At 72.1% G+C, this 24195-nt stretch carries 24 protein-coding genes and 1 pseudogene; 19 read left to right on the plus strand and 6 right to left on the minus strand.

All coding sequences use genetic code 11. From position 1 onward, the window contains the following. Positions 1–39 precede the first annotated feature (39 nt). The 7 genes from AC3WRT_RS06390 (at position 40) to clpB (ending at position 9304) form a co-directional block, all read left to right on the plus strand. Positions 40–693 carry a nucleotide exchange factor GrpE gene (locus AC3WRT_RS06390; RefSeq protein ID WP_492720483.1) on the plus strand — a complete coding sequence of 218 codons (654 nt, stop codon included), beginning with the start codon at positions 40–42 and terminating at the stop codon, positions 691–693. Between the two features lie 89 nt (positions 694–782). Next, a complete protein-coding gene (locus AC3WRT_RS06395; RefSeq protein WP_492720485.1) occupies positions 783–1805 on the plus strand; it encodes a DnaJ C-terminal domain-containing protein in 1023 nt (340 codons plus the stop codon). A 17-nt stretch (positions 1806–1822) separates the two neighbouring features. Further along, positions 1823–2275, plus strand: coding sequence for a heat shock protein transcriptional repressor HspR (locus AC3WRT_RS06400; protein ID WP_492720488.1), 453 nt, complete (start codon positions 1823–1825; stop codon positions 2273–2275). A gap of 117 nt (positions 2276–2392) precedes the next feature. Continuing rightward, a complete protein-coding gene (locus AC3WRT_RS06405; protein ID WP_492720490.1) occupies positions 2393–5521 on the plus strand; it encodes an ATP-binding protein in 3129 nt (1042 codons plus the stop codon). A 122-nt stretch (positions 5522–5643) separates the two neighbouring features. Further along, entirely contained in the window at positions 5644–6348 is a 705-nt protein-coding gene (locus tag AC3WRT_RS06410; protein WP_492720493.1) for an ANTAR domain-containing protein, read from the plus strand. 27 nt (positions 6349–6375) lie between these two features. Further along, positions 6376–6624, plus strand: coding sequence for a hypothetical protein (locus AC3WRT_RS06415; RefSeq protein ID WP_492720661.1), 249 nt, complete (start codon positions 6376–6378; stop codon positions 6622–6624). Between the two features lie 118 nt (positions 6625–6742). Further along, positions 6743–9304, plus strand: a complete 2562-nt coding sequence (gene clpB / locus AC3WRT_RS06420) for an ATP-dependent chaperone ClpB (protein WP_492720495.1) — start codon at positions 6743–6745, stop codon at positions 9302–9304. A gap of 16 nt (positions 9305–9320) precedes the next feature. Here the strand turns inward: clpB and AC3WRT_RS06425 are convergent, their stop codons facing one another. From AC3WRT_RS06425 to AC3WRT_RS06435, 3 genes are read right to left on the minus strand one after another with little or no spacing between them, the layout of a single operon-like run. Next, the gene (locus tag AC3WRT_RS06425; protein ID WP_492720498.1) at positions 9321–10217 is read right to left on the minus strand and encodes an ABC transporter permease; all 897 of its coding nucleotides are present in this window, start codon (positions 10215–10217) and stop codon (positions 9321–9323) included. Beyond that, complete coding sequence (locus tag AC3WRT_RS06430) at positions 10204–11175, minus strand: ABC transporter ATP-binding protein (RefSeq protein WP_492720500.1); 972 nt, start codon at positions 11173–11175, stop codon at positions 10204–10206. The genes AC3WRT_RS06425 and AC3WRT_RS06430 overlap by 14 nt, the downstream gene beginning before the upstream one ends. Beyond that, positions 11172–12359, minus strand: a complete 1188-nt coding sequence (locus AC3WRT_RS06435; protein ID WP_492720502.1) for a LolA family protein — start codon at positions 12357–12359, stop codon at positions 11172–11174. The genes AC3WRT_RS06430 and AC3WRT_RS06435 overlap by 4 nt, the downstream gene beginning before the upstream one ends. A gap of 105 nt (positions 12360–12464) precedes the next feature. Between AC3WRT_RS06435 and AC3WRT_RS06440 the strand changes: the two genes are divergently transcribed. After that, entirely contained in the window at positions 12465–13115 is a 651-nt protein-coding gene (locus AC3WRT_RS06440) for a response regulator transcription factor (protein WP_492720505.1), read from the plus strand. Beyond that, positions 13112–14548 carry a sensor histidine kinase gene (locus tag AC3WRT_RS06445; RefSeq protein ID WP_492720507.1) on the plus strand — a complete coding sequence of 479 codons (1437 nt, stop codon included), beginning with the start codon at positions 13112–13114 and terminating at the stop codon, positions 14546–14548. Before AC3WRT_RS06440 ends, AC3WRT_RS06445 begins: the two co-directional genes overlap by 4 nt. On the opposite strand, the gene AC3WRT_RS06450 is transcribed toward AC3WRT_RS06445, so the two are convergent. Both AC3WRT_RS06450 and AC3WRT_RS06455 read right to left on the minus strand, forming a co-directional pair. Next, positions 14517–14921 (minus strand): HAD family hydrolase, encoded by a 405-nt coding sequence (locus tag AC3WRT_RS06450; RefSeq protein ID WP_492720509.1) that lies wholly within the window; start codon positions 14919–14921, stop codon positions 14517–14519. The two genes, AC3WRT_RS06445 and AC3WRT_RS06450, sit on opposite strands and share 32 nt — an antisense overlap. Beyond that, positions 14918–15538 carry a hypothetical protein gene (locus AC3WRT_RS06455; RefSeq protein ID WP_492720513.1) on the minus strand — a complete coding sequence of 207 codons (621 nt, stop codon included), beginning with the start codon at positions 15536–15538 and terminating at the stop codon, positions 14918–14920. Before AC3WRT_RS06455 ends, AC3WRT_RS06450 begins: the two co-directional genes overlap by 4 nt. 119 nt (positions 15539–15657) lie before the next feature. On the opposite strand from AC3WRT_RS06455, the gene AC3WRT_RS06460 reads away from it, so the two are divergent. After that, a complete protein-coding gene (locus AC3WRT_RS06460; protein WP_492720515.1) occupies positions 15658–16368 on the plus strand; it encodes an LppX_LprAFG lipoprotein in 711 nt (236 codons plus the stop codon). A gap of 7 nt (positions 16369–16375) precedes the next feature. Next, positions 16376–18124, plus strand: coding sequence for an MFS transporter (locus AC3WRT_RS06465; RefSeq protein WP_492720517.1), 1749 nt, complete (start codon positions 16376–16378; stop codon positions 18122–18124). 36 nt (positions 18125–18160) lie between these two features. On the opposite strand, the gene AC3WRT_RS06470 is transcribed toward AC3WRT_RS06465, so the two are convergent. Continuing rightward, positions 18161–18952, minus strand: a complete 792-nt coding sequence (locus AC3WRT_RS06470; protein ID WP_492720519.1) for an exodeoxyribonuclease III — start codon at positions 18950–18952, stop codon at positions 18161–18163. 52 nt (positions 18953–19004) lie between these two features. Between AC3WRT_RS06470 and AC3WRT_RS06475 the strand changes: the two genes are divergently transcribed. The 8 genes and pseudogenes from AC3WRT_RS06475 to AC3WRT_RS06510 all read left to right on the plus strand — a co-directional run bounded on the left by AC3WRT_RS06475 (position 19005) and on the right by AC3WRT_RS06510 (position 24179). Continuing rightward, positions 19005–19781, plus strand: coding sequence for an SDR family NAD(P)-dependent oxidoreductase (locus AC3WRT_RS06475; protein WP_492720521.1), 777 nt, complete (start codon positions 19005–19007; stop codon positions 19779–19781). A 40-nt stretch (positions 19782–19821) separates the two neighbouring features. After that, a complete protein-coding gene (locus AC3WRT_RS06480) occupies positions 19822–21414 on the plus strand; it encodes an Hsp70 family protein (protein ID WP_492720524.1) in 1593 nt (530 codons plus the stop codon). A gap of 72 nt (positions 21415–21486) precedes the next feature. After that, complete coding sequence (locus AC3WRT_RS06485; RefSeq protein WP_492720528.1) at positions 21487–21831, plus strand: ArsR/SmtB family transcription factor; 345 nt, start codon at positions 21487–21489, stop codon at positions 21829–21831. Between the two features lie 3 nt (positions 21832–21834). Beyond that, a complete protein-coding gene (locus tag AC3WRT_RS06490; RefSeq protein WP_492720532.1) occupies positions 21835–21972 on the plus strand; it encodes a hypothetical protein in 138 nt (45 codons plus the stop codon). A 24-nt stretch (positions 21973–21996) separates the two neighbouring features. Next, positions 21997–22341: pseudogene (locus tag AC3WRT_RS06495) on the plus strand (SRPBCC domain-containing protein); the annotation flags it as partial. Continuing rightward, positions 22341–22961: a dihydrofolate reductase family protein gene (locus tag AC3WRT_RS06500; protein WP_492720534.1), complete on the plus strand. Its 621-nt coding sequence runs from the start codon at positions 22341–22343 to the stop codon at positions 22959–22961. The pseudogene AC3WRT_RS06495 and the gene AC3WRT_RS06500, both read left to right, overlap by 1 nt. Before the next feature lie 30 nt (positions 22962–22991). After that, a complete protein-coding gene (locus AC3WRT_RS06505; protein WP_492720537.1) occupies positions 22992–23384 on the plus strand; it encodes a YciI family protein in 393 nt (130 codons plus the stop codon). Between the two features lie 57 nt (positions 23385–23441). Next, on the plus strand, positions 23442–24179 hold the full coding sequence (locus AC3WRT_RS06510) for a phosphotransferase family protein (protein ID WP_492720539.1): 738 nt from the start codon (positions 23442–23444) through the stop codon (positions 24177–24179). The last annotated feature ends 16 nt before the right edge of the window (positions 24180–24195 follow it).

Genomic DNA, 24195 nt, shown 5'->3' on the forward strand with positions numbered 1-24195 from the left:
CCGGCGAGCAGCCCGACGTGACCGCGACGGGCGCGACGGGTGCCGGCGGCGTCGCCGCCGCGGGGCGACGCAGCCCACGGCGAGCGCCACCACACCTACTACGAGGGCGGTCCGGGGGCCTCGTCCGAGCCCGGTGGCGAGGACGAGTTCGACCACGGCACCGACGAGCCCGCAGAGACCGTCGATGCCGCGGGCTCCGGCGACACCGGTCCCTCCCGCGACTCCGGGAAGTCCGGCGACTCCGAGGGCGCTGCCCTCGCCGAGGAGGAGAGCATGGCCGCGAGCCTGCTCGCGGACCTGCAGCGCCTGCAGGCCGAGTACGTCAACTACAAGAAGCGCGTCGACCGCGACCGCGAGGTCATCCGTCACACCGCGGTCGGCAGCGTCGTCGAGTCGCTGCTGCCCGTCCTCGACGACATCCACATGGCCCGTCAGGCCGGTGACCTCTCCGGTGGCCCCTTCGCTGCCATCGCCGACAAGCTCGAGTCCACCCTCGGTCGCTTCGGCGTCGAGCGCGTGGGTGAGGCCGGCCAGGAGTTCGACCCGAACGTGCACGAGGCCCTCATGCACGTAGAGGCCGAGCTTCCCGACGGCGCGACCGGGACCACCGTCGTCCAGGTGCTCCAGCCCGGCTACCGCATCGGTGACCGGCTCGTGCGTGCCGCGCGGGTGTCGGTTGCCGACCCGGCCTGAGACGTCCGCCCCCGGGCTGCCTGCGCAGCCCGGCGGCATACCCGATGATGGGAGCAGCGTCAGAGTTCCCGTGAAGGAGGAGGTGCGCCATGGCTAGTCAGGACTGGTTCGAGAAGGACTTCTACGCGATCCTGGGCGTGGCCCCGGACGCCGACGCGGCGACCATCAAGAAGACCTACCGCAAGGTCGCCCGCGACCTGCACCCCGACCACAACGTCGGGGACTCCAGGGCGGAGGAGCGCTTCAAGGAGGTCGGCGAGGCGTATGCCGTCCTGAGCGACCCCGAGAAGCGCCGCGAGTACGACGCCATCCGCGCCATGTCGCACGGTGGGGCCCGTTTCACGGCGGGCGGGCCCGGCGGTCAGGGCGCCGGCTTCGAGGACATCTTCTCGGCGTTCGGCGGTGCCGGCGGCCCCGGTGCCGGTGGCCAGCGCGTACGGTTCAACACCGGCGGCGCGGCCGGGCAGCCCGACCTCGAGGACATCCTCGGGCAGATGTTCGGCGGAGCCGCCGGCGCTCCCGGCGCCGGCTACGGCGGCTACGGCGCCACGCCTGGCCCACGCCCCGGCGCCGACGTCCAGGCGACCACGCGCATCGGATTCCGCGACGCCGTCGAGGGCTCGACCGTCTCGCTCAGCTCGCCCGACCTCGGCCGCATCAACGCCCGCATCCCTCCGGGCGTCAAGGACGGCCAGCGAATTCGCTTGCGCGGCAAGGGCCGTCAGGGTGATCCCGGTGCGCCTGCCGGTGACCTCATCTTGACCGTCACGGTCGACAAGCACCCCGTCTTCGGACGTGACGGCGACAACCTGACTCTCGACCTGCCGGTGACCTTCGCCGAGGCCGCCCTCGGGGCCACCGTGTCCGTACCGACCCTCGACGGCGGTTCGGTCAAGGTCAAGGTGGCGCCCGGCACCCCCAGCGGTCGTGTCCTGCGGCTCAAGGGTCGCGGGGTCGAGCGCGGCGACCACCGCGGCGACCTGCTCGCCAAGGTGCAGGTCGTCGTCCCGCAGCGGCTCACGGACGAGGCTCGTGAGGCCGTCGAGAAGATGGCCGCCGCCGAGGACGGTCACGACCCGCGTGCCGAGCTGTTCCAGCGCGCCCGGACCTGACGGAAGAGGTGACGGCGATGGCGCGCAGAAGCACCCGCCCCAGTGGGCACGACGACGACGCACCGGTCTTCGTCATCTCGGTCGCGGCCGAGCTCGCCGGCATGCATGCGCAGACGCTGCGCCAGTACGACCGACTCGGCCTCGTGTCCCCGTCGCGCACGCGCGGCGGGGGCCGTCGCTACAGCACCCGCGACGTGCGGATGCTGCGCGACGTGCAGCGGCTGTCGCAGGAGGGCGTCTCCCTCGCCGGGATCCAGCGCATCCTCGAGCTCGAGAACCACGTCTCCGCCCTGCAGTCCCGGGTCGAGGAGCTCTCGAACCAGCTCGCAGCGGCGCAGGCCGCCCTCGCGTCCGGCACGCGCGTCTTCGCCGTCGGGCCGCGGGGCGAGGTGGTCACGGTGCGCCCTGGGCAGCGCCCGCCGCGGGCGCCCTCCTCCCAGGCGCTCGTCGTCTGGCGGCCGGAGCACTAGCTTCCGATCCTTGCAGGGTCCCCGCGTGTGCCAGAATGTGCAGGCCTCAAACAGACGGGGCACGTTGCAGCGGCATGCCCCCGGAGGCAGCTTCTCGATTCCAGTTCCGGAGTTCGTGTGACCCCGCACCAGCCGGAGGGCGACCTCCCGGGCACCACCGTCATCAGCCAGCACACGCCCTCGCACCACGGCGGGATGCTGGACCTCTTCCGCCGCACCGACTGGTCGGCAACGCACTTCGGCCCCGTCGAGTCCTGGCCTGCGAACCTTCGCATCCTGGTCGACGTCTGCCTCTCGTCCCGCTTCCCCATGCTCGTGTGCTGGGGCCCGGACCTCGCCATGCTCTACAACGACGGCTACCGCGACCTCCTCGGCGAGAGCAAGCACCCGGGCGCGTGGGGCCGTCCCGTGCGCGACGTCTGGCCGGAGATCTGGGACGTCATCAGGCCGATGTTCCACGAGGTGACCAGTGGCGGCCCCGCCACGTGGGTCGTGGACGAGCTGCTCGTCGTCGACCGCGCCGGCTACCTCGAGGAGGCTTACTTCACGTGGTCCTACGGCGCCATCCACGACGACGACGGCCACGTCGTCGGCGTCCTCAACGTCGCCACCGAGACCACCGCGAAGGTGCTGGCCGAGCGCCGCGCCGACATGTCCGCCCGCCTGGTCGCCGCGGTCGCCAAGGCCGAGACGCCCGAGGAGGTGCGCGTCCGCGCGCTCGAGGTGCTCGGCTCGCAGGCCAACGACCACCTCGCGAGCGACATCCGGTGGCACGTCTACGGCGAGCAGCCGCCGAGCGTCGCCGTGGTCGGCGATGTCGTACGCGTCGTGCCCGTCGTCGAGCCGGGCCTGCTCGAGCCGACAGCGCACCTGCTGCTGACCGAGAACCCCCGGCGTCCCTGGGACGCCCAGCTCCAGGTCTATGCAGAGCTGTGCGCCTCCCACGTCGCGATGGCCCTCAGCGGCATCCGCCGCCTCCAGGAGGAGCGCCAGCGCGCGGAGGCGCTGGCCGAGCTCGACGTGGCGAAGTCCGACTTCTTCGCCAATGTCAGCCACGAGCTGCGCACGCCGCTCACCCTCATCGCAGGCCCCGTGCAGGACGCCCTCTCGGCGGACGGGCTGGACCCGGAGCAGCGCCAGCGCTTCGAGCTGATCCGTCGCAACACCGACCGGCTCACCGGCCTCGTGGACCGCATCCTCGACCTCACCCGGGTCGAGGCCGGTGCCGTCGAGCCGCACTGGGTCCAGGCCGACGTCGAGGAGCTCGTCACCGGCATCGCTGCGAACTTCCGCCCTGCCATCGAGCGCACCGGCCTCGAGTTCGACGTCGAGTGCGAGGAGCTCGACCACGAGGCCTACGTCGATGTCGACATGTTCGAGCGGACCGTGCTCAACCTGCTCTCGAACGCGTTGAAGTTCACCCCGCGGGGCCACATCTCCATGCGCCTGGCGGCCCGGGAGGACGGCTACGAGGTGTCGGTCACCGACACCGGCATCGGCATCGCGGAGAAGGACCTGGACCTCGTCTTCGACCGTTTCCGCCAGCTCGACCGCGGTGACGACCGCCGGTCGCGCGAGGGCGCCGGCATCGGTTTGTCTCTCGTGCGCCAGCTCGTCGACCTGCTCGGCGGCACGGTCCGCGTCCAGTCCGTGCAGGGGGAGGGCAGCACGTTCACCCTGTCCTTGCCGTGGGGGCGACCCGCCTCGCATGCCGCGCTGCGCCCGTCCATCACCCCGCGCTCGGCCCAGTCCTTCATCCACGAGGCCAGCACCTGGGTGGTGCGCGACGACGTCGCCGACGGCATGGAGGCTGCGGCCACCGAGGCCGCCCGCGTGGTCGTGCAGCCGACGGAGGCCGGCGCCGAGCGGCCCACCCTGCTGGTCGTGGAGGACAACCACGACATGCGTGACTACATCGCCCGACACGTCGTCGTCGACTACGACGTCGTCTCGGTGCGCGACGGCATCGAGGCCCTCGAGCAGCTGCGCACCCTGCGGCCCTCCATCGTCCTGGCCGACGTGATGATGCCGCGCATGGACGGGCTGACGCTCGTGCGCGAGATCCGCTCCGATCCCGACCTGCGCGACCTTCCGGTGGTCCTCCTCTCGGCGCGGGCCGGCGTCGAGGCAAGCACGACGGGGCTGCTCGAGGGCGCCGACGACTACGTCACCAAGCCCTTCCAGCCGGAGGAGCTGCGCGCTCGGCTCGCGGCCAACCTCGTGCGCTCTCGGTCGCGCTCTCGGGATGCAGCCTGGCTGCGCGCCATCCTGGGTGCCATCCAGGAGCCTTTCGTGATCAGCGATGCCCAGGGGCGGGTGCTCGAGATGAACCCGGCCTTCACACGGACCTTCGGCTGGTCGCTCGCCGACGGACCCCTCGTGCCCCCCTACCCGTGGTGGATCCCCTCGGAGCAGAGCGCCGACGAGCGAGCTCGGCACGAGCAGCGCATGGCGCACCTGGTCGACGGTGATCCCGTCGTCGAGGACCGCTACCGCATCCTGCGTCGTGGCGGGGGCGAGGCGTGGGTCCACGTCCGGGCGGCGACCGTCCCGGAGTCGTCGGAGCACTCGGGTTTCGTCATCGTCGTCGTGCGTGACGAGACGCGTGAGCACGAGTCGCGGATGCGTCGCGAGCTCGCCGCCCGAATCGCGGTCGACCTCGCGTCGGCGGAGGACCTCGACCAGGCCCTGGCCACGGCGGTCACCGGCTTCACCGTCCTCTTCGACGGCGCCGTGACGTTGCGGGTGTCACCGACGCAGGGCCAGACGGCGATCCTGTCCCCGCGCGGCCGGGTGGGTCCCGACGAGCTCGACCCCGGGGTGCGGGCGGGGCTCGAGTCGACTCCGCACCGTCACGACGTCCTGCTCGGCGACAAGCGGGACGGCCTGCTCCTGCTGCCGACCGCTCAGGGGGCAGACTGCCGGGCCTGGGTGCAGTTCGACCAGCCGCGCTTCGTGGCGAGCGACGAGCTCATCGTCGGCGACCTGCTCGCGCAGACCCTCGGCCAGGCGGTCGACCGGGTCGTCGCGGCGCGAGCCCGTGAGGAGAAGGAGCGCCAGCTCGGGCAGGCCATCGAGAGCCATCGGCTCATCGGGCAGGCGGTCGGGGTCCTCATCGAGCGGCACCGCGTCACGGCGCAGCAGGGATTCCAGATGCTGCGGCAGGCGTCCCTCAACCGCAACATCAAGCTCCGTGAGATCGCCGCGCGGGTCGTCGAGAGCGGGCAGGACCCCGATCTGGCCTGAGCGGCGATCAGGCTGCCTTGCCGTCCGTTTCGTGTCGCGTTTTGTCCGACGGCGTGACGAGATGCAACACTGTGCTGCCTCCAAGTTCGCGGGCCTTCACACGCATACTCTGGAGGCCTCCCGTGAGCACCCCGCACTCGGAGACCGCGCCGAACGACGACGTCGCCCGCGCAGCATCGGCGGCAGCGCGGATCAGTGCCGCTGCCCGGCAGCTCGTGCGCTCCCAGGATCTCGAGGAGGTCCTCTCCGTGGCGGCCTCCACGATCGGGGAGGTGCTCGCCGGCGAGGCGGTGCTCCGGGTCACCACGACGCAGCACGACCTGCACGCCAGCGCCTCCGGCGTGGTGCCGCCGTCCGCGCTGGCCCCCTCCGTCCGGTCGGTGCTGTCCCGTGCGTCCGAGGCTCGCGGGTCGGCGGTTGGCACGGGTGCGGCGGGAGCCACCGAGGTGGCGGGCGCGCGCGGCATCCTGCTCGAGTCGTCCGGCAGCCAGGCCGTCTGCCGTGCGTGGGTGGACGCCACCAGCTTCCCGGACGCCGCGGCGGCCGAGCGCACCGTCGCCGAGCTGCTCCTTCACACGGTGGCCCAGTCGGTCGACCGGATCGTCACGGTCGACCGCTTCCGCCAGAACGAGGCGAACCTCGCGCGGGCCGTCGAGAGCCACCGCCTCGTCGGCCAGGCCATGGGCATCCTCATCGAGCGGCACCGGATCGTTCCCCAGGAGGCGTTCGACGTGCTCCGCCGGGCCTCGCAGGACCACAACGTGAAGCTGCGTGAGGTCGCTCAGCGGGTCGTCGAGACGGGCGCCGAGCCGAACGACGTCGTCTGACCGTCCTACGCTGGGGCCGTGACCAGCATGCCGGAGGTGGAGCACCTCATCGTGCTGCCAGCGCGGGACGCCGCCGAGGACCTCGCCGACGAGCTCGAGGCAGAGGGCCTCGTGAGCGTCCGGGTGGTACGCGAGGCGCTGGCCGGTGAGGACGACTCCGAGGCACACGAGTGGGCGGTCCACGTCCGCACGCCGGCCGACCCGTCCTGGGCCGCTCGTTTCCAGGCCATGGCCGCGGCCCGCGACGGGTGGTACGACCCCGACCCGCACGACTGAGGAGTCAGCGCGCCGTCGAGGAGGGCGATGACGTCCTTCTCGGCACGAAGTTGAGCGGAATACACTCAAGGTAGTGCCCGTTGTCCGCCGTGAACCCACTTCCTCACCAGGAGTACGCATGGACCTTCAGCTGACCAACAAGGCCCAGGAGGCCTTCGCCCAGGCCGCGACCACCGCGACCAGCAAGCACCACCCGAACATCGAGCCGGCTCACCTGCTGCTCGCGTTGGCAGCCCAGAGCGGCACCACCACCTCGGCCCTGCTCACGGCGGGCGGGTCGAGCGTCGGCGCCGCCACGGCAGCGTCCGAGCGTGCGATGGCGACGATGCCCCAGGTCACCGGTGGCACGCAGCAGCCCCAGCTGTCGCCGGCTGCCCTGCGCGTGATGCAGCAGGCGCAGCAGTACATGACGGCCATGGGCGACTCCTACGTCTCCACCGACCACCTGCTCCTCGCGATCGCGCGCACCGGCCAGTTCGGCCTGGACGCGGACGCGATCGAGAAGGCGATCCCCGAGCTGCGCGGTGGGCGGCCCGTGACGTCCGACAACCCCGAAGGCACCTTCGAAGCCCTGGCGAAGTACGGCACCGACCTGACGGCCCGGGCCCGTGAGGGCAAGCTCGACCCCGTGATCGGCCGCGACGCGGAGATCCGCCGCGTCGTACAGGTGCTGAGCCGCCGCACGAAGAACAACCCCGTCCTCATCGGCGAGCCCGGCGTCGGCAAGACCGCCGTCGTCGAGGGCCTCGCCCAGCGCATCGTCGAGGGCGACGTGCCCGAGAGCCTGCGCGACAAGACGCTCTACAGCCTCGACCTCGCGGCCATGCTGGCCGGGGCGAAGTACCGCGGAGAGTTCGAGGAGCGGCTCAAGGCCGTCCTCGAGGAGATCAAGGGCAGCGACGGGCAGATCGTCACCTTCATCGACGAGATCCACACGGTCGTCGGTGCGGGCGCCGGCGGCGAGGGCGCCATGGACGCCGGCAACATGCTCAAGCCCATGCTGGCGCGCGGCGAGCTGCGCCTCGTCGGCGCGACCACACTCGACGAGTACCGCAAGCACATCGAGAAGGACGCCGCCCTCGAGCGGCGCTTCCAGCAGGTCTTCGTCGGTGAGCCGTCGGTCGAGGACACCATCGCCATCCTGCGCGGGCTCAAGGAGCGCTACGAGGGCCACCACAAGGTGACGATCGCCGACTCGGCGCTCGTCGCGGCTGCCTCGCTGTCGGACCGCTACATCTCCGGCCGCCAGCTGCCCGACAAGGCCATCGACCTCATCGACGAGGCGGCCTCGCGGCTGCGCATGGAGATCGACAGCAGCCCCGTCGAGATCGACGAGCTGCGCCGTGCGGTGGACCGCCTCAAGATGGAGGAGTTCGCCCTCCAGCAGGAGACCGACGAGGCGAGCAAGGAGCGCCTCGAGCGCCTGCGCAAGGACCTCGCCGACCGGTCCGAGGAGCTCGCGGCGCTCAACGCGCGGTGGGAGGCCGAGAAGTCGGGCCTCAACGCGGTCGGTGACCTCAAGGCCCGCATCGACGACCTGCGCACCCAGGCGGACCGGCTCCAGCGTGAGGGTGACCTCGGTGCCGCGTCCAAGATCCTCTACGGCGACATCCCGACGCTCGAGAAGGAGCTGACGACCGCGCAGGAGCGCGAGGCCGCCGCGACGACCGGCGCCGAGGAGCCGATGGTCAAGGAGGAGGTCGGCTCCGACGACATCGCCGACGTCATCTCCGCGTGGACGGGGATCCCGGCCGGCCGCCTGCTCGAGGGGGAGTCCGAGAAGCTGCTGCACATGGAGCAGCACATCGGGGCGCGCCTCATCGGCCAGGCCGACGCCGTGCGGGCCGTCTCCGACGCCGTCCGGCGCACGCGTGCCGGTGTCTCGGACCCCGACCGGCCGACCGGGTCGTTCCTCTTCCTCGGACCGACGGGCGTCGGCAAGACCGAGCTGGCCAAGAGCCTGGCCGACTTCCTCTTCGACGACGAGCGGGCCATGGTCCGCATCGACATGTCGGAGTACTCCGAGCGTCACTCGGTGGCTCGTCTCATCGGCGCGCCTCCCGGCTACGTCGGCTACGAGGAGGGCGGCCAGCTCACGGAGGCCGTGCGGCGCCGGCCCTACTCGGTGATCCTGCTCGACGAGGTGGAGAAGGCTCACCCGGAGACCTTCGACATCCTCCTGCAGGTGCTCGACGACGGCCGTCTCACCGACGGCCAAGGGCGCACCGTCGACTTCCGCAACGTCATCCTGGTGCTGACCTCCAACCTCGGGTCGCAGTTCCTCACCGACCCGCTGCTGAGCCCGGAGGCCCGGCGCGAGTCCGTCATGGGCGTGGTCCGGTCGTCGTTCAAGCCGGAGTTCCTCAACCGGCTCGACGAGGTCGTGGTCTTCGACGCCCTCAGCCGCGACGACCTAGCGCACATCGTCGACCTCCAGGTGCGCGCCTTCGCCGACAGGCTCTCCGACCGGCGCATCGCGCTCGAGGTCACCGACGACGCACGGCAGTGGCTGGCGGTCCGCGGCTACGACCCCGCCTACGGCGCCCGACCGCTGCGCCGCCTCGTGCAGCGCGAGATCGGCGACCGGCTGGCCCGCAGCCTGCTCTCGGGCGAGGTCCGCGACGGCTCCACCGTCAAGGTCGGCGTCGATCCCGAGGGCGAGGGCCTCATCCTCGTCTGAGGCCTGCAGGTCGCGGTCAGCTGGTGATGTCCTTGCCGGAGAACCGCGCCCAGGCAAGCAGCCAGAAGACGACGGCATACCCGAGGTCGACCCAGAGGCCACGGGCGATGTTGTCCCAGAACGGCGGGTCGCGCAGCAGGTCCGCGAACGCCTGCCACTGGTCGACGAGCAGCCACGGGTGCAACCACGAGATCTGCGGCACGGCGTCGGCGATCCACGACAGGATCGTGAAGATCATCAGCGCCACGGTCGCGGCGAGCGGCTGCTCCGTGAGCGTCGAGATGAACAGGCCGACGGCGGCGAGTGCCGCGAGTCCCGCTGCGATGTAGAGCCCGACGAGGACGACCCGCCAGACCGCGTCCCAGAACGGCAGCTCGGTGCCGCTCAGGGTCGGCATGGGACCGGTGCCGAAAAGGGCGATGCCGGCGACCGCTCCCGCGAGGGCGACGACGGCGACGCCCCAGACCGCTCCGACGACGAGCGAGGCGTACTTGACGCCGAGCAGCCGGGTGCGTCCCACCGGCACGGTCAGCAGGTAGCGCAGCGTGCCGAGGTTGGCCTCGCCGGCGACGGCGTCACCGGCGAGCATCGCGATGGCGAGTGGCAGGAAGAGCCCCATCTCGACCCCGAGCGCCGCGAGCGGAACGAACAGCCCGTTGGAGGTGATCGAGGAGAGGAAGTCCGGACCTCGGCCGGTCCTCGGTGCGGAGATGCGCACCGCGACGGCCATGAGGACCGGCACGGCGGCCAGCACGAGCAGGCCCATCTGGTTGCGACGTCGTCCGCCGATGAGCCCGAGCTCGGACCACAGCAGGCGCGCGGAGAGCCGGCTCGAGAGTCCAGCCCGGGCTGGCGACGACGTGGGGCGTGCGCCCGCAGCGGGCGGGGTCGTGACGGGCTCAGCCACTGACATCGAAACCCTCCCCGGTCAGGGCCACGAAGAGGTCCTCGAGGCTCGGCCTGCTGAGAACGAACTCCTTGACGCCGACGCCGCCCTGCACGAGCGCGGCGACGACCTTCTCCGGCTCGACACCGCCCAGCTCGCCACGCACCCCTTCGGGCACCTGCTCGACGGCGTCGACGCCCAGCTCCGCCATGATGCGGGAGGCCTCGGCCGGCTGGTCGGTGACGACCCGGGCCACGGGCGCCGCTGCGCCGCGAACCTGCGAGGTGGACCCCTGGGCCACGAGCCGGCCCTCGCTCATGACCCCGAGATGGGTGCACATCTGCTCCACCTCGGACAGCAGGTGGCTCGACACGAAGACGGTCGTGCCGTCCGAGGCGAGCGACGCGACGAGGTGGCGCACCTCGCGCGTGCCCTGCGGGTCGAGTCCGTTCGTGGGCTCGTCGAGCACGAGCAGCTCGCGCGGGACCAGGAGGGCGGCGGCGATGGCCAGGCGCTGGCGCATCCCGAGCGAGTAGGCCCGGTAGCGTTTGCCGGCCGCCGCGAGCAGGCCCACCCGGTCCAGCGCGGCGTCGACGCGTGACGCGGTGGTGCGCCGGTCAGCGGTCAGGTCGGCGGCGTCGAGACGGCGCAGGTTGTCCCGACCTGACAGGTACGGGTGGAAGGCGGGTCCTTCGACGAGCGCTCCGACGCGGGGGAGCACCTGCTGCGCCGCTTGCGGAAGGGCATGTCCCAGAAGGGTGCTCGTCCCCTCCGTCGGGCGGACGAGGCCGAGCACCATCCGGATCGTCGTCGTCTTCCCCGAGCCGTTGGGGCCGAGGAAGCCGTAGACGGACCCTCGGGGCACCGCGAGGTCGATGCCGTCGACCGCTGCCGTGCCCCGGAACCGTTTGGTCAGGCCGCGGCTCTCGATCGCCAGGTCACTGCTCCCTCGAGGCAGGACGGACCCGGCCGGCACGCCGGTCACTTCGCTGCGAGGGCGGCGTAGAGGGAGTCCGGCGACACCGCCCCGACCGCAACTCGCCCGTCGTCGGTCAGGACCGCGGAGAACAGGGTTCCCTCGAGGAGGTGGCCCGAGCCCCACGAGCCCGACACGGCCGGCAGGGCCTTGAGGAGGCTGGCGAGCTGTCGGGTGGGGTCGGAGCCGGCAGCGGCGCCGGTGCCCGTGCCCGTCGGCATGGACGCGACGACGACGGTGCTCCAGCCCGAGCCGACGACGCGCGGCGCGCCCGCCGCCCTGGCGGCCCCGATGGTCGCGGTGCGATCCTTGGGCAGCGCCGGGTTCGTGCCCGCGGCACCCTTCGCAGCGCCCTGCTCCGGGCGCGTCACGGTGGTCCCTGCCGGCGGTGTGAAGGAGAACTGGCGCGCCTCGGGCGTGGAGAAGTCGACAGCGGTGAAGCCGACCTCGAAGGCGGGGTTCGACAGCTTGGTGGAGTAGACCTGCACCCGCAGCGGCACGTGCTTCTCCGCGTCGATCGCGATGCGCACCGATGCGATGCGCGTGGCCCTGTCCTTGGGGGTGAGGACCAGCTCGTATGCCGACCGGCCGGCCACGGAGGCGGTCCCGGAGGTCGTCACCGTGGTGTCCTTGCCCATCGCGGCCAGCGCCGTGGATGCCGCCTGCTCAGGAGTGTTGGGGACACTGGTCGGCAGGCCGGTCGGGCGTCGCACCGCTGTGCCCGGTCCAGCCGTGCCGATGGTGTGGTGGACGGCGGTCTTGTCGGCGCTCGACCACAGCCACAGGTCCGAGCCGTTGCGGATGACGTCGGACTCACCGCTGGTGCCGACGAGGGCCAGGCGCTGCCGCGTCGGTCCGTCGACCCAGATGCGCCACGTGTGCGTGCCCGACGCGAGTGAGGTGAGCGAGCTGCCGGCAGCGCCCGTGACACCGCCTCCGCCGCCGGCCGGGCCGCCTCCTGTGAGGCCCGGCAGCTGGGGGAGGCCGAGGTCCGAGGTCTGCACGACCGTCCCCGAGAGGCTCGAGACGTCGGCGGACCGCACGTCGGCGAGCAGCTGCTGCGGGGTTCGCGGAGGCAGGCCCGCGTCGGCGGACGCCGCCTGGTTGAGGGTGAGTGCCGCGACGCCGACCACGCCGACGGCGGCGACGGGCAGGCCCCAGCGGCCGGCCGGGTGTTGGGTGAAGATGCTCATGGAGCCATCGTGCGCCCCCGCGACTGAGAGGCGACTGAGAGCGGACGTATGCGGCATCGCGCCGCTCGGGGCAACCTGCCGCGCAGCGCGTGCCATGGTTGCCGTGTGCGGGTGCTGCTGGTCGAGGACGAGGTTCGGATGGCTGCCGCCCTGGCGCGCGGGCTCGGCGCCGAGGGCTTCGTCGTCGACCACGTCGCCGACGGTCTTGCGGGGCTCGACGCGGCCCGCTTCGGCGCCTACGACGTCGTCGTCCTCGACATCATGCTTCCCGGCATGTCCGGCTACAGCGTCGTGCGGACCCTGCGCGAGGAGGAGAACTGGGTCCCGGTGCTGCTGCTCACCGCCAAGGACGGGGAGTACGACGAGGCGGACGGCCTCGACTACGGCGCAGACGACTACCTGACCAAGCCCTTCTCGTTCGTCGTCCTCGTCGCCCGCCTGCGCGCGCTGCTGCGTCGTGACCCGGCGCCGCGCCCGGTCCTGCTGCGGCGGGCCGGCGTGACCCTCGACCCGTCGACGCGGCGCGTCGAGGTGGACGGTGCCGACGTGGCCCTGGCACCGCGGGAGTACGTCCTCCTCGAGCACCTGATGCGCGCCGACAGCGCCGTCGTGCCCAAGCAGGAGCTGCTCGACCGGGTCTGGGGCGGCCTCGAGGACGCCAACGTCGTCGAGGTGTACGTCGGCTACCTTCGGCGCAAGCTCGGCCGGGCCCGGATCGAGACGGTTCGCGGCGCCGGCTACCGGATGGCGCGGTGAGCGTCGCATCCGGCCGCCCGCGCGGCAAACCGTTGTTGCGCAGACAGTTCCCCCGGCTCGCCAGGCTCAGCCTGCGCGGGCGCCTCATGCTCGTCGGTCTCCTCGGTGTCGCCGGCGCCCTCCTCGTCGGCGGGGTCCTGCTCTACGTCGTCCTGACGCAGTCGCTCTCGCGCTCCGTCGAGACGGCCGCCCGGGCGAGTGCTGAACAGGTGGCGCTGCTCGTCGACGCAGGACGGTTGCCCGACCCGGTCCCGGTGTCGGGCGCGCAGGTCCTCCAGATCCTCGACGCCCAGGGACGGGTCGTCAGCGGGTCGGTGACCGCCGACCGGCTCACCGCCCTCGTGACCGAAGAGGAGCGCCGGCGGGCCCTGACCGGGGACCCGGTCGTCGTGCCCGGCAGCCGCTCCGGGCTGAGCGGCCGGCTGCAGGTGGCGGCGGTCGCCGCCGGGCCGGGGGGCGCCAACGGCCGCGCGTACACCGTCGTCGCGGGCGCCTCGACGGCCGACATCGAGCAGAGCACGCGGACCGTGCGCTGGCTGCTCCTGGCGATCCTCCCGCTGCTGCTGGCAGCGCTCGCGGCCATCGCGTGGCGGGTCATCGGCGCGGCGCTCGCCCCCGTGGAGGCCCTCCGACAGGGCGCCGAGCACATCGACGACGCGTCCTCGGAGAAGGAACGGCTGCCCGTCCCGCCGACCCACGACGAGGTCAGCGCGCTCGCGACGACGCTCAACGCCATGCTCGACCGCATCGCGACGGCGCGCCGAAGGCAGCGCGCCTTCGTTGCCGACGCCGCGCACGAGCTGCGCAGCCCACTGGCGAGCCTGCGCACCCAGCTCGAGGTCGCGCAACGACTCGGCGAGGGCGGCCGGCTGCCCGAGGAGGTCCTCCCCGACGTCGACCGGCTGGCCGCCCTCGTCGACGACCTGCTGCTGCTCGCCCGCGCCGACGACGGGGTCACGCCCGGCGCCTCGCGCGCCACCGCCGTCGTCGAGGTGGCAGCGCTCGCCGACCGACTCGTCGCGCGCTATCGATCCGCCCGGGTGCCGGTCCGGGCTGCTCAGGGCCTCACGAGCCGCCGGCTGCACGCCTGCGTCTCGGCCGAGGACCTGACGCGGGCGCTGACCAACCTCGTCGACAACGCGGTGCGCCACGCGCGGGACGCGGTCCTCGTGGACGCAGTCGCGGTCGACGACTGCGTCGAGGTCGTCGTCACCGACGACGGGCACGGCATCCCTCCCGCCGACCGCGAGCGTGTCTTCGACCGCTTCACCCGGCTCGAAGAGGCGCGCGACCGCGAGAGCGGCGGCACCGGCCTGGGCCTGGCCATCACCCGCGCCCTCCTGCGCCGGTGGGGCGGGGACGTGGAGCTGGAGGATGCCGGGCCCGGTGTCCGCGCGGTTGTCACCCTTCCGGCCGCGACTGCCCCAGACTGAAGAGCTCTGCGTCCCAACCGAACCCGGCGGCGGCTGCGAGGTTCTCGACGCGGTCGTCGGTGAACCAGATGTCGCCGCGGTCCACCAGGCGCCCGAGGTCGGCCTCGATGGCTCGGTGCGCGGCGGCATACGCCAGCTGCTCGGGCATGGCCACGCCGAGGTCGGCGCTGTTGAGCAGGCCGTCGAAGAGCCGGGTGATGTCGAGCAGCTCCAGCTCCTGCGGCACGTGGTCGGTGCCGTTGGTGAAGACGTACGGGCGGTGACCGTCGGCGCGCAGGCCGAGGGCTGCCTCGATGGCGGGGCCGGCGTCGCCCGGCGCGAAGTCCCGGACGACGCCGTAGAGGTCGAAGACGTATGCGGCGTGCTCCCTCACACGGTCGAATCGCGGTCCACGCGGTGGCTCGCACGCGTCTCGAAAGACTCCTCGTCGGACTGCTCGCCGTGCTGGACGGGCTGCTCGACGTCGCCGGTCGGGCGCGTGTCGTCGGCCCAGGACGCGGTGCCCTCGTGGACGTTGCCCTCGGCGCGGCCCGTCACGACGTCGGCCACCGAGGGGCGCTGGTGCTCGCGCAGCTCAGCCTCACTGCGGGACAGCTCGGCCTCGCGGGTGTCCAAACCCTCGTGGCGAGCGGCCAGCTCGCTCTCGCGGCGGCGCAGGTCCTCGTCGCGACGGCCCGACTCCTCGAATCGGCGCTCGTGCTCGAGGCGGGCAGCCTCGGCCTTCTCCTCGACCTCCGTCAGGCGGGCGGCCTCCTTCTCCTCGCGGCGACGGCGCACCCGCCTGCGGGCCGCGGCGGAGAGCAGCGCCCAGCCCAGCGCGATGAGCAGCACTGCGGCGGCGCCGTAGATCGCGAGCTCGAGCGGTGTCGCGTTGCGCGAGAAGCCGAATGCCGAGACCATGACCGTCCCGGCTGCCGCGTGGGTGGCGAGGTAGGTCACGACGGCGACGACGGCGCCGAGCAACAGCAGGATGACTCCGAGCAGGGCCATGGGTTCGTGCTCCTTCGTCAGGTGGCGGGGTGGTCCCGCCGTGATCGTTCCCGACAATGGGCATACCCACATTCGCTGCTGCACCGGGCGGGCACGGCTGCTCGGTTAGCCTGACCCCCATGCGCATCACGGGAAAGCTCGCCGCTGCGGCCCTCTCTGGGCTGTGCGTCGTCACGGTGGCGTCCTGCTCGAGCGAGCCGGGGGGTGCGTCCGCCGGCCAGACGCAGGCCACCCCCGCGCAGCGGCTGGCCGCCGCCAAGACGAAGGTCGACGCCGCCCCGTCGGTGCACCTACGCCTCGCCAGCAGCAACGTGCCGCAGGGCTCGAGCGGGGTCGTGTCGGCCGACGGCTGGGGCAAGCACCCGCCCGCCTTCAAGGGCACGTTCAAGGTGACGCTCAACGGCGTGCAGGCCGACGCGGAGATCACCTCGCTCGACGGTGAGGTCTACGCGAAGCTGCCGCTCATCCCGGGCACCAACAAGATCGACCCCAAGGCCTTCGGCCTGCCCGACCCGGCCGTGCTCTTCTCGCCCGACAAGGGACTGACGACGCTGCTCACGGCGACCACCTCCCCGGTGGCGGGCAAGCAGGTGCGGCAGGGCTCCGAGGTGCTCTCGACGATCACCGGCACGGTGCCCGGCAAGGCGGTGACGAACCTCTTCCTCATCGGCGACAGCAACGGCACCTTCTCGGTGAACTACGGCCTCACCGACGCCGGGGAGCTGCGCCAGGTGGTCATCACGGGGCCGTTCTTCGGGGCGGGCACCACGTCGACCTACACCCTGACGCTCGACCAGTACGGCAAGCCCGTCACCATCACCAAGCCGTGACGCGCCGGTGACCCCGACCGCTCAGCTCACTCCGCCGACCGCCCCGCACCGCCTCGCCCTGCTCGGGGCGGCCTCTGCCGCAGTCGCGCTCGCGGCCGCCGACACCTACGTCGTCGTCCTCGCCCTGACCGACATGATGGCCGGGGTGGGCATCGGCATCGACGCGCTGCAGCGTGCGACCCCGATCATCTCCGGCTTCCTGCTCGGCTACATCGCCGTCCTGCCGCTCATCGGCCGGCTCTCCGACCTGCTCGACCGCCGCCGCATCCTGCTCGGCTGCCTGCTCGTCTTCGCCGTCGGCTCCGCGGTCACGGCGCTCGCGGTCGAGATGCCGGTCCTCGTCACGGGCCGGGTGCTGCAGGGCGTGGGCGGCGGCGGCCTGGTCCCGGCCACGCTCGCGCTCGTGGCCGACCTGTGGCCGGCGCACCGGCGCGGCACCCCGCTCGGGGTCGTCGGCGCGGTGCAGGAGCTCGGTTCGGTGCTCGGGCCGGTGATCGGCGCCGTGGTGCTCGCCTGGTCTGGGTGGCGGGCGATCTTCTGGCTCAACGTCGCTGCCGCGCTGATGCTGTATGCCGTCATCCACCTCCTCGGGTCCCGTGGGCTCCCGTCGGGAGCGGGGTCCTCCGGTCCGGTCACGGCGCCGCGCAGCCGGGTCGTGTCGGTCGCCGCCGCAGTGCTGCTGGTGCTCGGGCTGGCGCTCACGGGTCTCGCGCTGGCGGCGCCGGAGTCGCTGGTGACAGACGTGGCCCTCGGCGCGCCGTTCGTGCCCTTCGCCGGCACGTCACGGGTGCTCACCCCCATCGGTGTCGTCGGCATGGGGCTGCTCGTCGTGGTCGCGGCCCTGACCGCCCCGCGCTGCTGGGCCGTGCTGCGGCGGGCAGACCTCGTGGGTGCCCTGCTCGTGGCAGTCGCGCTCGGCAGCCTCGTGCTGACCTTCGCGTCGTCCGATCCCGAGAAGGAGGTGGTCGGCCCGCTCGGCTACAGCCTCCTCCCGGTCGGTGCACTCGCCCTGGTCGCCCTCGCGTGGTGGCACCGGCACGCGGCCGACCCGCTGATCCCGCGAGGGGTGGTGGGCCCCCGAGGCCTGCGCTCGCTCGTCGTGAGCCTGCTGGTCGGCGCAGCCTTGGTCGCGGTCCTCGTCGACGTGCCCCTCCTGGCGCGCCTGAGCGACTCCTACGACGAGACCGGAGCGGCGCTGGTCCTCGTCCGGTTCCTGCTCGCGGTGCCCGTCGGGGCCCTGCTCGGCGGCTGGGCACTGCGCCGGCTGGGGGACGGCGCCGTGGCCGGCGTCGGGCTGCTGCTCGCCGGCGTCGGGATGCTCGTCATGTCGGGGTGGACGCTCGCGTCGGTCGGTCACACCGTGGCGGCCACTGTGGTGCTGGTCGCCGTCGGTCTGGGCATGGGTCTCGCGCTCGCGCCCGTCAACAACGCCGCGCTCGCCGACTCGCCGACCGACGCGCACGGCGTCGCCGGCTCCCTCGTCGTCGTGGCCCGCATGGTGGGGATGGTCGCGGGCCTCGCGCTGCTCACCTCGGTCGGTCTCAACCGCTACTTCGAGGCCGTGCGACATCTCCCGAACCAGCTCGACACCAAGGCGCTCGTCGGCGCCGGCGTCGTGCAGGTGCAGACGGTCTTCCTCGGAGGGGCTATCGCTGCGCTGCTCGGCGGCGCCGTCGCGTTCACCCTGGGGATGAGCCGCCCCCCGAGGGAGGCGCATTCGGTCGACGCCGACGCGTCTGGGTTCGTCGCCCTCTGACCCCGACCCGCGCGGCGGTCGAGGCGGTGACGTGCGTCAGTCCCCGACCTGGAAGACGACGGGCGCGTGGTCGGACGCACCCTTGCCCTTGCGCTCCTCGCGGTCGATGGCCGCCCCGACGACGCGGTGGGCTAGCGCGGGGGAGCACAGGGCGAAGTCGATGCGCATGCCCTGACGCTTCTGGAAGCGCAGCTGCGTGTAGTCCCAGTAGGTGAACGTGCCCGGCTCGCTCGTGTGCGGGCGCACGACGTCGGTGAAGCCGGCGTCGACGACGGACCGGAAGGCGGCACGCTCGCCGGGAGAGGTGTGGGTGCGGCCCTCGAAGAAGGCGGCGTTCCAGACGTCGGCGTCGGTCGGTGCGATGTTCCAGTCGCCGAGCAGGGCGATCTGGGCGTCGGGCTCCGCAGCAAGCCAGCCACGGCCCGCCACGGCCAGGGACTCCAGCCAGCTCAGCTTGTAGCCCAGGTGCGGGTCGTCGAGCGACCGGCCGTTGGGGATGTAGAGCGACCACACGCGTACGCCGTTGCAGACCGCGCCGATGGCGCGCGCCTCCGGGGCCGCGGGCTCACCCCAGCCCGGCATCCCGTCGAACCCCACGCATACGTCCTCGAGCCCCACCCGCGAGACGATCGCGACGCCGTTCCACTGGTTCAGCCCGTGGTGGGCCACCTCGTAGCCGAGGGCCGTGAAGCGGTCGAGGGGGAACTGCTCCTCCCTCGCCTTGGTCTCCTGGATGGCGAGGACGTCCACGTCGCTGCGCTCGAGCCAGGCGGCGACGCGGTCGATGCGGGACCGGATGGAGTTGACGTTCCAGGTGGCGATGCGCACAGTCGCCCACGATAGACGGCCACGCCGACGCCCGGTCCCTAGGGTGAGTCGCATGACTGCACAGCGGACCCCGCGACCCACGGCCCTCGTCACGGGCGCCAGCGCCGGCATCGGACACGAGTTCGCTCGACAGCTGGCGGCCCGTCAGCACGACCTCGTGCTCGTCGCCCGGGACCGGGAGCGCCTCGACGCGGTCGCCGCAGAGCTGGCGAGCCGGTATGCCGTCACAGCCGAGGTGCTCGTCGCGGACCTGTCGGACCGGGGAGCCCTACAGACCGTCGCCGACCGGGCGGCCGACCCCGAGCGTCCGGTCGACGTGCTGGTCAACAACGCCGGCTACGGCCAGCGACGCAGCTTCCTGCGCAACGACGTCGCGGTCGAGGAGGCCGCGTTCGACGTCTTGACGCGGGCCGTGCTCGTCCTCTCCCACGCGGCCGGTGTCGCGATGCGCGAGCGCGGACGGGGGCGGATCATCAACGTCTCGTCGGTGGCCGGGTTCATCGCCTCCGGCTCGTACTCGGCCGCCAAGGCCTGGGTGACGACCTTCAGCGAGGGGCTGGCCGCCGAGCTGGCCGGCTCCGGCGTCACCGTCACCGCCCTGTGCCCCGGCTTCACCAACACCGAGTTCCAGCAGCGGGCCGGCATCGGCAAGCCGGGACCGGAGTTCATGTGGCTCGACCCGACGAAGCTGGTGTCCGACTGCCTCGACGACGTCGAGAAGGGCCGCGTCCTGTCCGTGCCGGGGCTGCAGTACAAGGCGATCGTCGGCCTCCTGCGGGTGGCGCCGCGCTCGGTCATCCGGCGTCGCGCCCGGCTGGTCCGCCGCTGACCGCGCGCACCTGACGGCCTCGTCGGCCTAGCCTTGGGGCATGGATCTCGGCCTGGACTTCGGCACCACGCACACCGTCGTCGCGCACGGCGATCGCGGCAACTACCCGGTGGTGGCCTTTCTCGACGAGGACGGCGACGCCCGTGACCACTTCCCCTCTGTCGTCGCGGACGACGGAGGGACGCTCGTCTACGGCTTCGCGGCGCTCGAAGCGGCCCGACGGGGTATGCCGTCCGCCCGCTCGTTCAAGCGCCTGCTGGCCGAGCCCCAGGTCACTCCCGACACGCTCATGCGCATCGGAGACCGGGAGGTGCCGCTCTTCGACGTCCTCACCGGCCTCTTCTCGGCCGTGCTGGACGCCCTCCGGACCGCGTCGAGCATCGAGGACCTGATGCACGCGACGGCCACCGCCCGCGCCGTGCTGGGGGTGCCGGCACAGGCCAACAGCGCCCAGCGCTTCCTCACTCTGGAGGCGTGCCGACGCGCCGGTTTCGACGTGGCCGGCCTCGTCAACGAGCCATCGGCCGCAAGCTTCGAGTTCGCGCACCGGCAGGCCCGGTCGATCACCTCTCGGCGCGACCTCGTCATCGTCTACGACCTCGGCGGCGGCACCTTCGACGCGTCGCTGCTGCGGCTCTCAGGCACCCGCCACGAGGTGCTCGACTCCTTCGGCGTCAACCGGCTCGGCGGGGACGACTTCGACGAGGCCCTGGCTGCGGCCGCCCTGCGGCTTGCCGGCCGCTCCGAGGCAGAACTGTCCGAGGCGTCGTGGGCGAGCCTGCTCGAGGAGTGCCGCGAGGCCAAGGAGCGCATCGGTCCGCAGTCCCGCCGGGTCGCCGTCGAGGTGCCCGGAGCCGACGGCCAGGCCAGCACCGCGGTGACCGTTCCCGTCGATGACTTCTATGCCGCCGTGACCCCACTGGTCGCGGCGACGACAGAGGCGATGGAGCCCTTGGTCCAGTCCCTGCAGCCGCCCGACGGGGAGGGTGACGAGCTCCAGGGAGTGGCCGGCATCTACATCGTCGGGGGCGCGAGCGGCCTGCCGCTGGTGCCCCGCCTGCTGCGGGCGCGGTTCGGCCGCCGCGTGCACCGCTCCCCGATGCCGAGCGCCTCCACGGCCGTCGGCCTCGCCATCGCCGCCGACCCCGACGCGGGGTTCTCGCTGCGCGACCGGCTCTCGCGTGGCTTCGGCGTCTTCCGGGAGCGCGAGGGCGGGGCTGCCGTGTCCTTCGACCCGGTGCTGGACCGCTCGCTCCGGACCGCCGACGCGTTGGGCGAGCCGGCCTCCGTCGAGCCGGTGGTGGTGACCCGCCGCTACCAGGCCGCTCACAACATCGGCTGGTTCCGCTTCGTGGAGTACTCCTCGGTCGACGATCAGGGCGAGCCGCGCGGGGACCTCGCGCCGGTCGCCCAGATCGTCTTCCCGTTCGACCCGGAGCTCCAGCGGACCGTGCACCAGACGGGAAGCAACGCCTCTGTCGACTCGTCGCCCCTGCACGAGGTGCCCATCGTCCGCCTCGAGGCCGGCCCGCTGCTCGAGGAGCGCTACACCGTGGACCCCGCCGGCATCATCGAGCTGTCCCTCACCGACCTGACGACCGGTTACCGCCAGGAGCACGTGTTCCAGGTCTGAGCAGGTCGGTCCGATGGGACCGATGCACTTTCTCGCCTTGACGCATGCCGATATGGGCATACGATGGCTGGCATGGCACGAGCAGCGACGACGTCGGACGTCTTCAACGCGATCGCCGAGCCGCAGCGCCGGGAGATCCTGGTGGTCCTGCGGGCTGGTGAGCGGCCGGTGACCGAGCTGGCCAGGGAGCTGGGGATGACCCAGCCGGGGGCGTCCAAACACCTGCGGGTGCTCCGGGAGGTCGGGTTGGTGCAGGACCGCAGGGCAGGCAAGCAGCGCGTGTACGGCCTGGACGCCCGTGGGCTGCGATCGGTCCACGAGTGGACCGGGGGGTTCGAGCAGTTCTGGAACGAGAGCTTCGACCGGTTGGACGCGTACGTGCAGGACCTCAAGCAGGCAACGCAGGAGAAGGAGTAGCACATGAGCGCCACGGGACAGGAATCGCCGGTGCAGTCCGCGCCGGCAGACCGCGAGATCGTCATCTCCAGGGTCATCGACGCCCCACGGGAGCTGGTGTTCGAGGCGTTCACCGAGGTGCGGCACCTGTCGCAGTGGTAGGGGCCGGACGGGTTCACCACCACCACGCGGTCCTTCGAGTTCCGCGTGGGAGGGGAGTGGGACTTCGTGATGCACGGACCGGACAGCACGCACTACCAGGAGTGGATCTCCTGGACCCAGATCGCCGTGCCGGAGCGGATCGCGCTGCGCCACGGTGAGTTCCGCGGCGATCCGAACGCCTTCGAGTCGGTGCTGACGTTCGAGCCCCACGGTGCCGGGACCCGGATCGAGATGCGCACCGTCTTCCCGACCAAGGAGCTGCACGACGAGGCGGTCGAGAAGTACCACGCGATCGAGGGCGGCCGGCAGACGCTGGGCAACCTGGCTGCCTACGTCACCGGAACCGTCCGGAAGGGAGCGGAGGCCTGATGGCCGGGAAGGTGTTCTTCAGCGTGTCGATGTCGCTGGACGGCTTCATCGCGCCCGAGTCGCCGGCGGAGCTGATGGGGAAGCAGTGGGTGGAGCTGCAGCAGTGGGTCTTTCCGCAGCGGTTCTTCCGGGAGAACCTCAAGCTGGGCCGTGGTGGCAAGGAGGGTCGCGACAACGACATCCTGCGAGAGACGTTCGAGCGCACCGGCGCGAGCGTCATGGGCAAGCGCATGTTCGACGGCGGCGCGCAGGCGTGGCCGGAGGAGGCGCCGTTCCACACCGCCGTCTTCGTCGTGACGCACGAGAAGCGTGACCCCTGGGAGCGGCCGGGTGGGACCACGTTCCACTTCGTCAGCGACGGCATCGAGTCGGCGCTCGACCAGGCCCGTGAGGCCGCCGGTGACCGCGACGTCCGCGTCGCGGGCGGCGGCGCGACGATCCTCGAGTACGTGAACGCCGGTCTCATCGACGAGTTCTCGATCGGGCTCTCACCCGTGCTGTTCGGCTCCGGAATCTCCCTGTTCGACGGCGTGGACGCGGGCCGCGTGGCCCTGGAGCCGGTCCGAGCCGAGCCCTCCAGCAGGGTGACGCACCTGACCTACGCCGTGCACTCGCGGTAGCCGAGCCCCATCACTTCCGAAGGAGCTGCGATGAAGTACATGCTGATGATGCACGTGGGCCGGGACGACGGCAGGGACGTGGTCAGCTGGGCTCCGCAAGACGTCAAGAACATGATCGAGTTCCAGCAGGCGTTCGACCGCGAGCTGCAGGAGAGCGGCGAGATGGTCTTCAACGCCGGGCTCGGCTGGCCCGATCAGACCCGGATCGTGCGCTACGACGGTGGCGCGCCAGCAGTGACCGATGGGCCGTTCCCCGAGGCCAAGGAGTTCCTCATCGGCTTCTGGGTCGTCGACTGCGCCACCGAGGAGCGGGCGTATGCCATCGCCGCGAAGGCATCGTCGTCGCCCGGACCCGGCGGGGCGCCGACGTGCATCCCGATCGAGGTGCGCCCGCTCGCCGGTCCGCCGCAGGTGGACGACTGACCGGCTCTCGCGACAAAGGAGTGGGGACGTCGCGCTTCTTGCGTGACACTCACCGGTGTGGATGAGGTCGAGGTCGTTGTGGCCCACTCCGAGCGGGCGACGCTTCGGGTGGGGGAGGTCTTCCTGAAGATCGACGCTGACCAGGCACGCGCCGACATCGAGGTCGAGGCCATGACAACGGCGCCTGTTCCCGTTCCGGAGATCCTGTGGCGCCAGCCGCCGGTGCTGGCGCTCGCCCGTCTGCCCGGGAAGGCACTCGGCCGGCTGGGCCGACCATCGACCGCGTCGACGGCGGCGTGGACCGCGGCTGGTGCGGCGGTACGGACGCTGCACGACGCGCCGCTGCCGCCGTGGCCCGGGGCGAGCCTCGAGGAGAAGGCAGCGACCCTCGACAGCGAATGCGCCTGGCTGCTGGCGAACGACGTCCTTCCTGGCGCCCTGGTCAGGCGCAACCGCGACGTCGCTGGGGCTGCACTCCGACCCTGGACTCCGGTGTTCATGCACGGGGACCTGCAGGTGGCTCACGTCTTCGTCGATGGTGACCAGGTCACCGGCGTCCTCGACTGGTCGGAGGCGGGTGGGGGCGATGCCATGTACGACCTCGCCAGCCTGACCCTCGGACACCCGGAACACCTCGGCGACGTGGTGGCCGGCTACGGCAGTGACGTCGACCTCGACGTCGTCCGCGGCTGGTGGTCACTGCGGAGCCTGACCGCGATTCGCTGGCTCGTCGAGCACGGCTTCGACCCCTCCTCACCGGGATGCGAGGTCGACGTGCTGAGGGCCCAGATGTGAGGAGCAGACGAACCAG

The organism is Terrabacter sp. FW104-15G4B, from assembly GCF_058790095.1.

Bases quoted from the DNA above. Each gene is read 5' to 3' on its own strand.
- AC3WRT_RS06435 (WP_492720502.1), bottom strand. From the start codon at position 12,359: ATGAGCATCTTCACCCAACACCCGGCCGGCCGCTGGGGCCTGCCCGTC.
- AC3WRT_RS06400 (WP_492720488.1), top strand. From the start codon at position 1,823: ATGGCGCGCAGAAGCACCCGCCCCAGTGGGCACGACGACGACGCACCG.
- AC3WRT_RS06460 (WP_492720515.1), top strand. From the start codon at position 15,658: ATGCGCATCACGGGAAAGCTCGCCGCTGCGGCCCTCTCTGGGCTGTGC.
- AC3WRT_RS06500 (WP_492720534.1), top strand. From the start codon at position 22,341: ATGGCCGGGAAGGTGTTCTTCAGCGTGTCGATGTCGCTGGACGGCTTC.
- AC3WRT_RS06485 (WP_492720528.1), top strand. From the start codon at position 21,487: ATGGCACGAGCAGCGACGACGTCGGACGTCTTCAACGCGATCGCCGAG.
- clpB (WP_492720495.1), top strand. From the start codon at position 6,743: ATGGACCTTCAGCTGACCAACAAGGCCCAGGAGGCCTTCGCCCAGGCC.
- AC3WRT_RS06490 (WP_492720532.1), top strand. From the start codon at position 21,835: ATGAGCGCCACGGGACAGGAATCGCCGGTGCAGTCCGCGCCGGCAGAC.
- AC3WRT_RS06455 (WP_492720513.1), bottom strand. From the start codon at position 15,538: ATGGCCCTGCTCGGAGTCATCCTGCTGTTGCTCGGCGCCGTCGTCGCC.
- AC3WRT_RS06475 (WP_492720521.1), top strand. From the start codon at position 19,005: ATGACTGCACAGCGGACCCCGCGACCCACGGCCCTCGTCACGGGCGCC.
- AC3WRT_RS06395 (WP_492720485.1), top strand. From the start codon at position 783: ATGGCTAGTCAGGACTGGTTCGAGAAGGACTTCTACGCGATCCTGGGC.
- AC3WRT_RS06415 (WP_492720661.1), top strand. From the start codon at position 6,376: ATGCCGGAGGTGGAGCACCTCATCGTGCTGCCAGCGCGGGACGCCGCC.
- AC3WRT_RS06505 (WP_492720537.1), top strand. From the start codon at position 22,992: ATGAAGTACATGCTGATGATGCACGTGGGCCGGGACGACGGCAGGGAC.
- AC3WRT_RS06425 (WP_492720498.1), bottom strand. From the start codon at position 10,217: ATGTCAGTGGCTGAGCCCGTCACGACCCCGCCCGCTGCGGGCGCACGC.
- AC3WRT_RS06480 (WP_492720524.1), top strand. From the start codon at position 19,822: ATGGATCTCGGCCTGGACTTCGGCACCACGCACACCGTCGTCGCGCAC.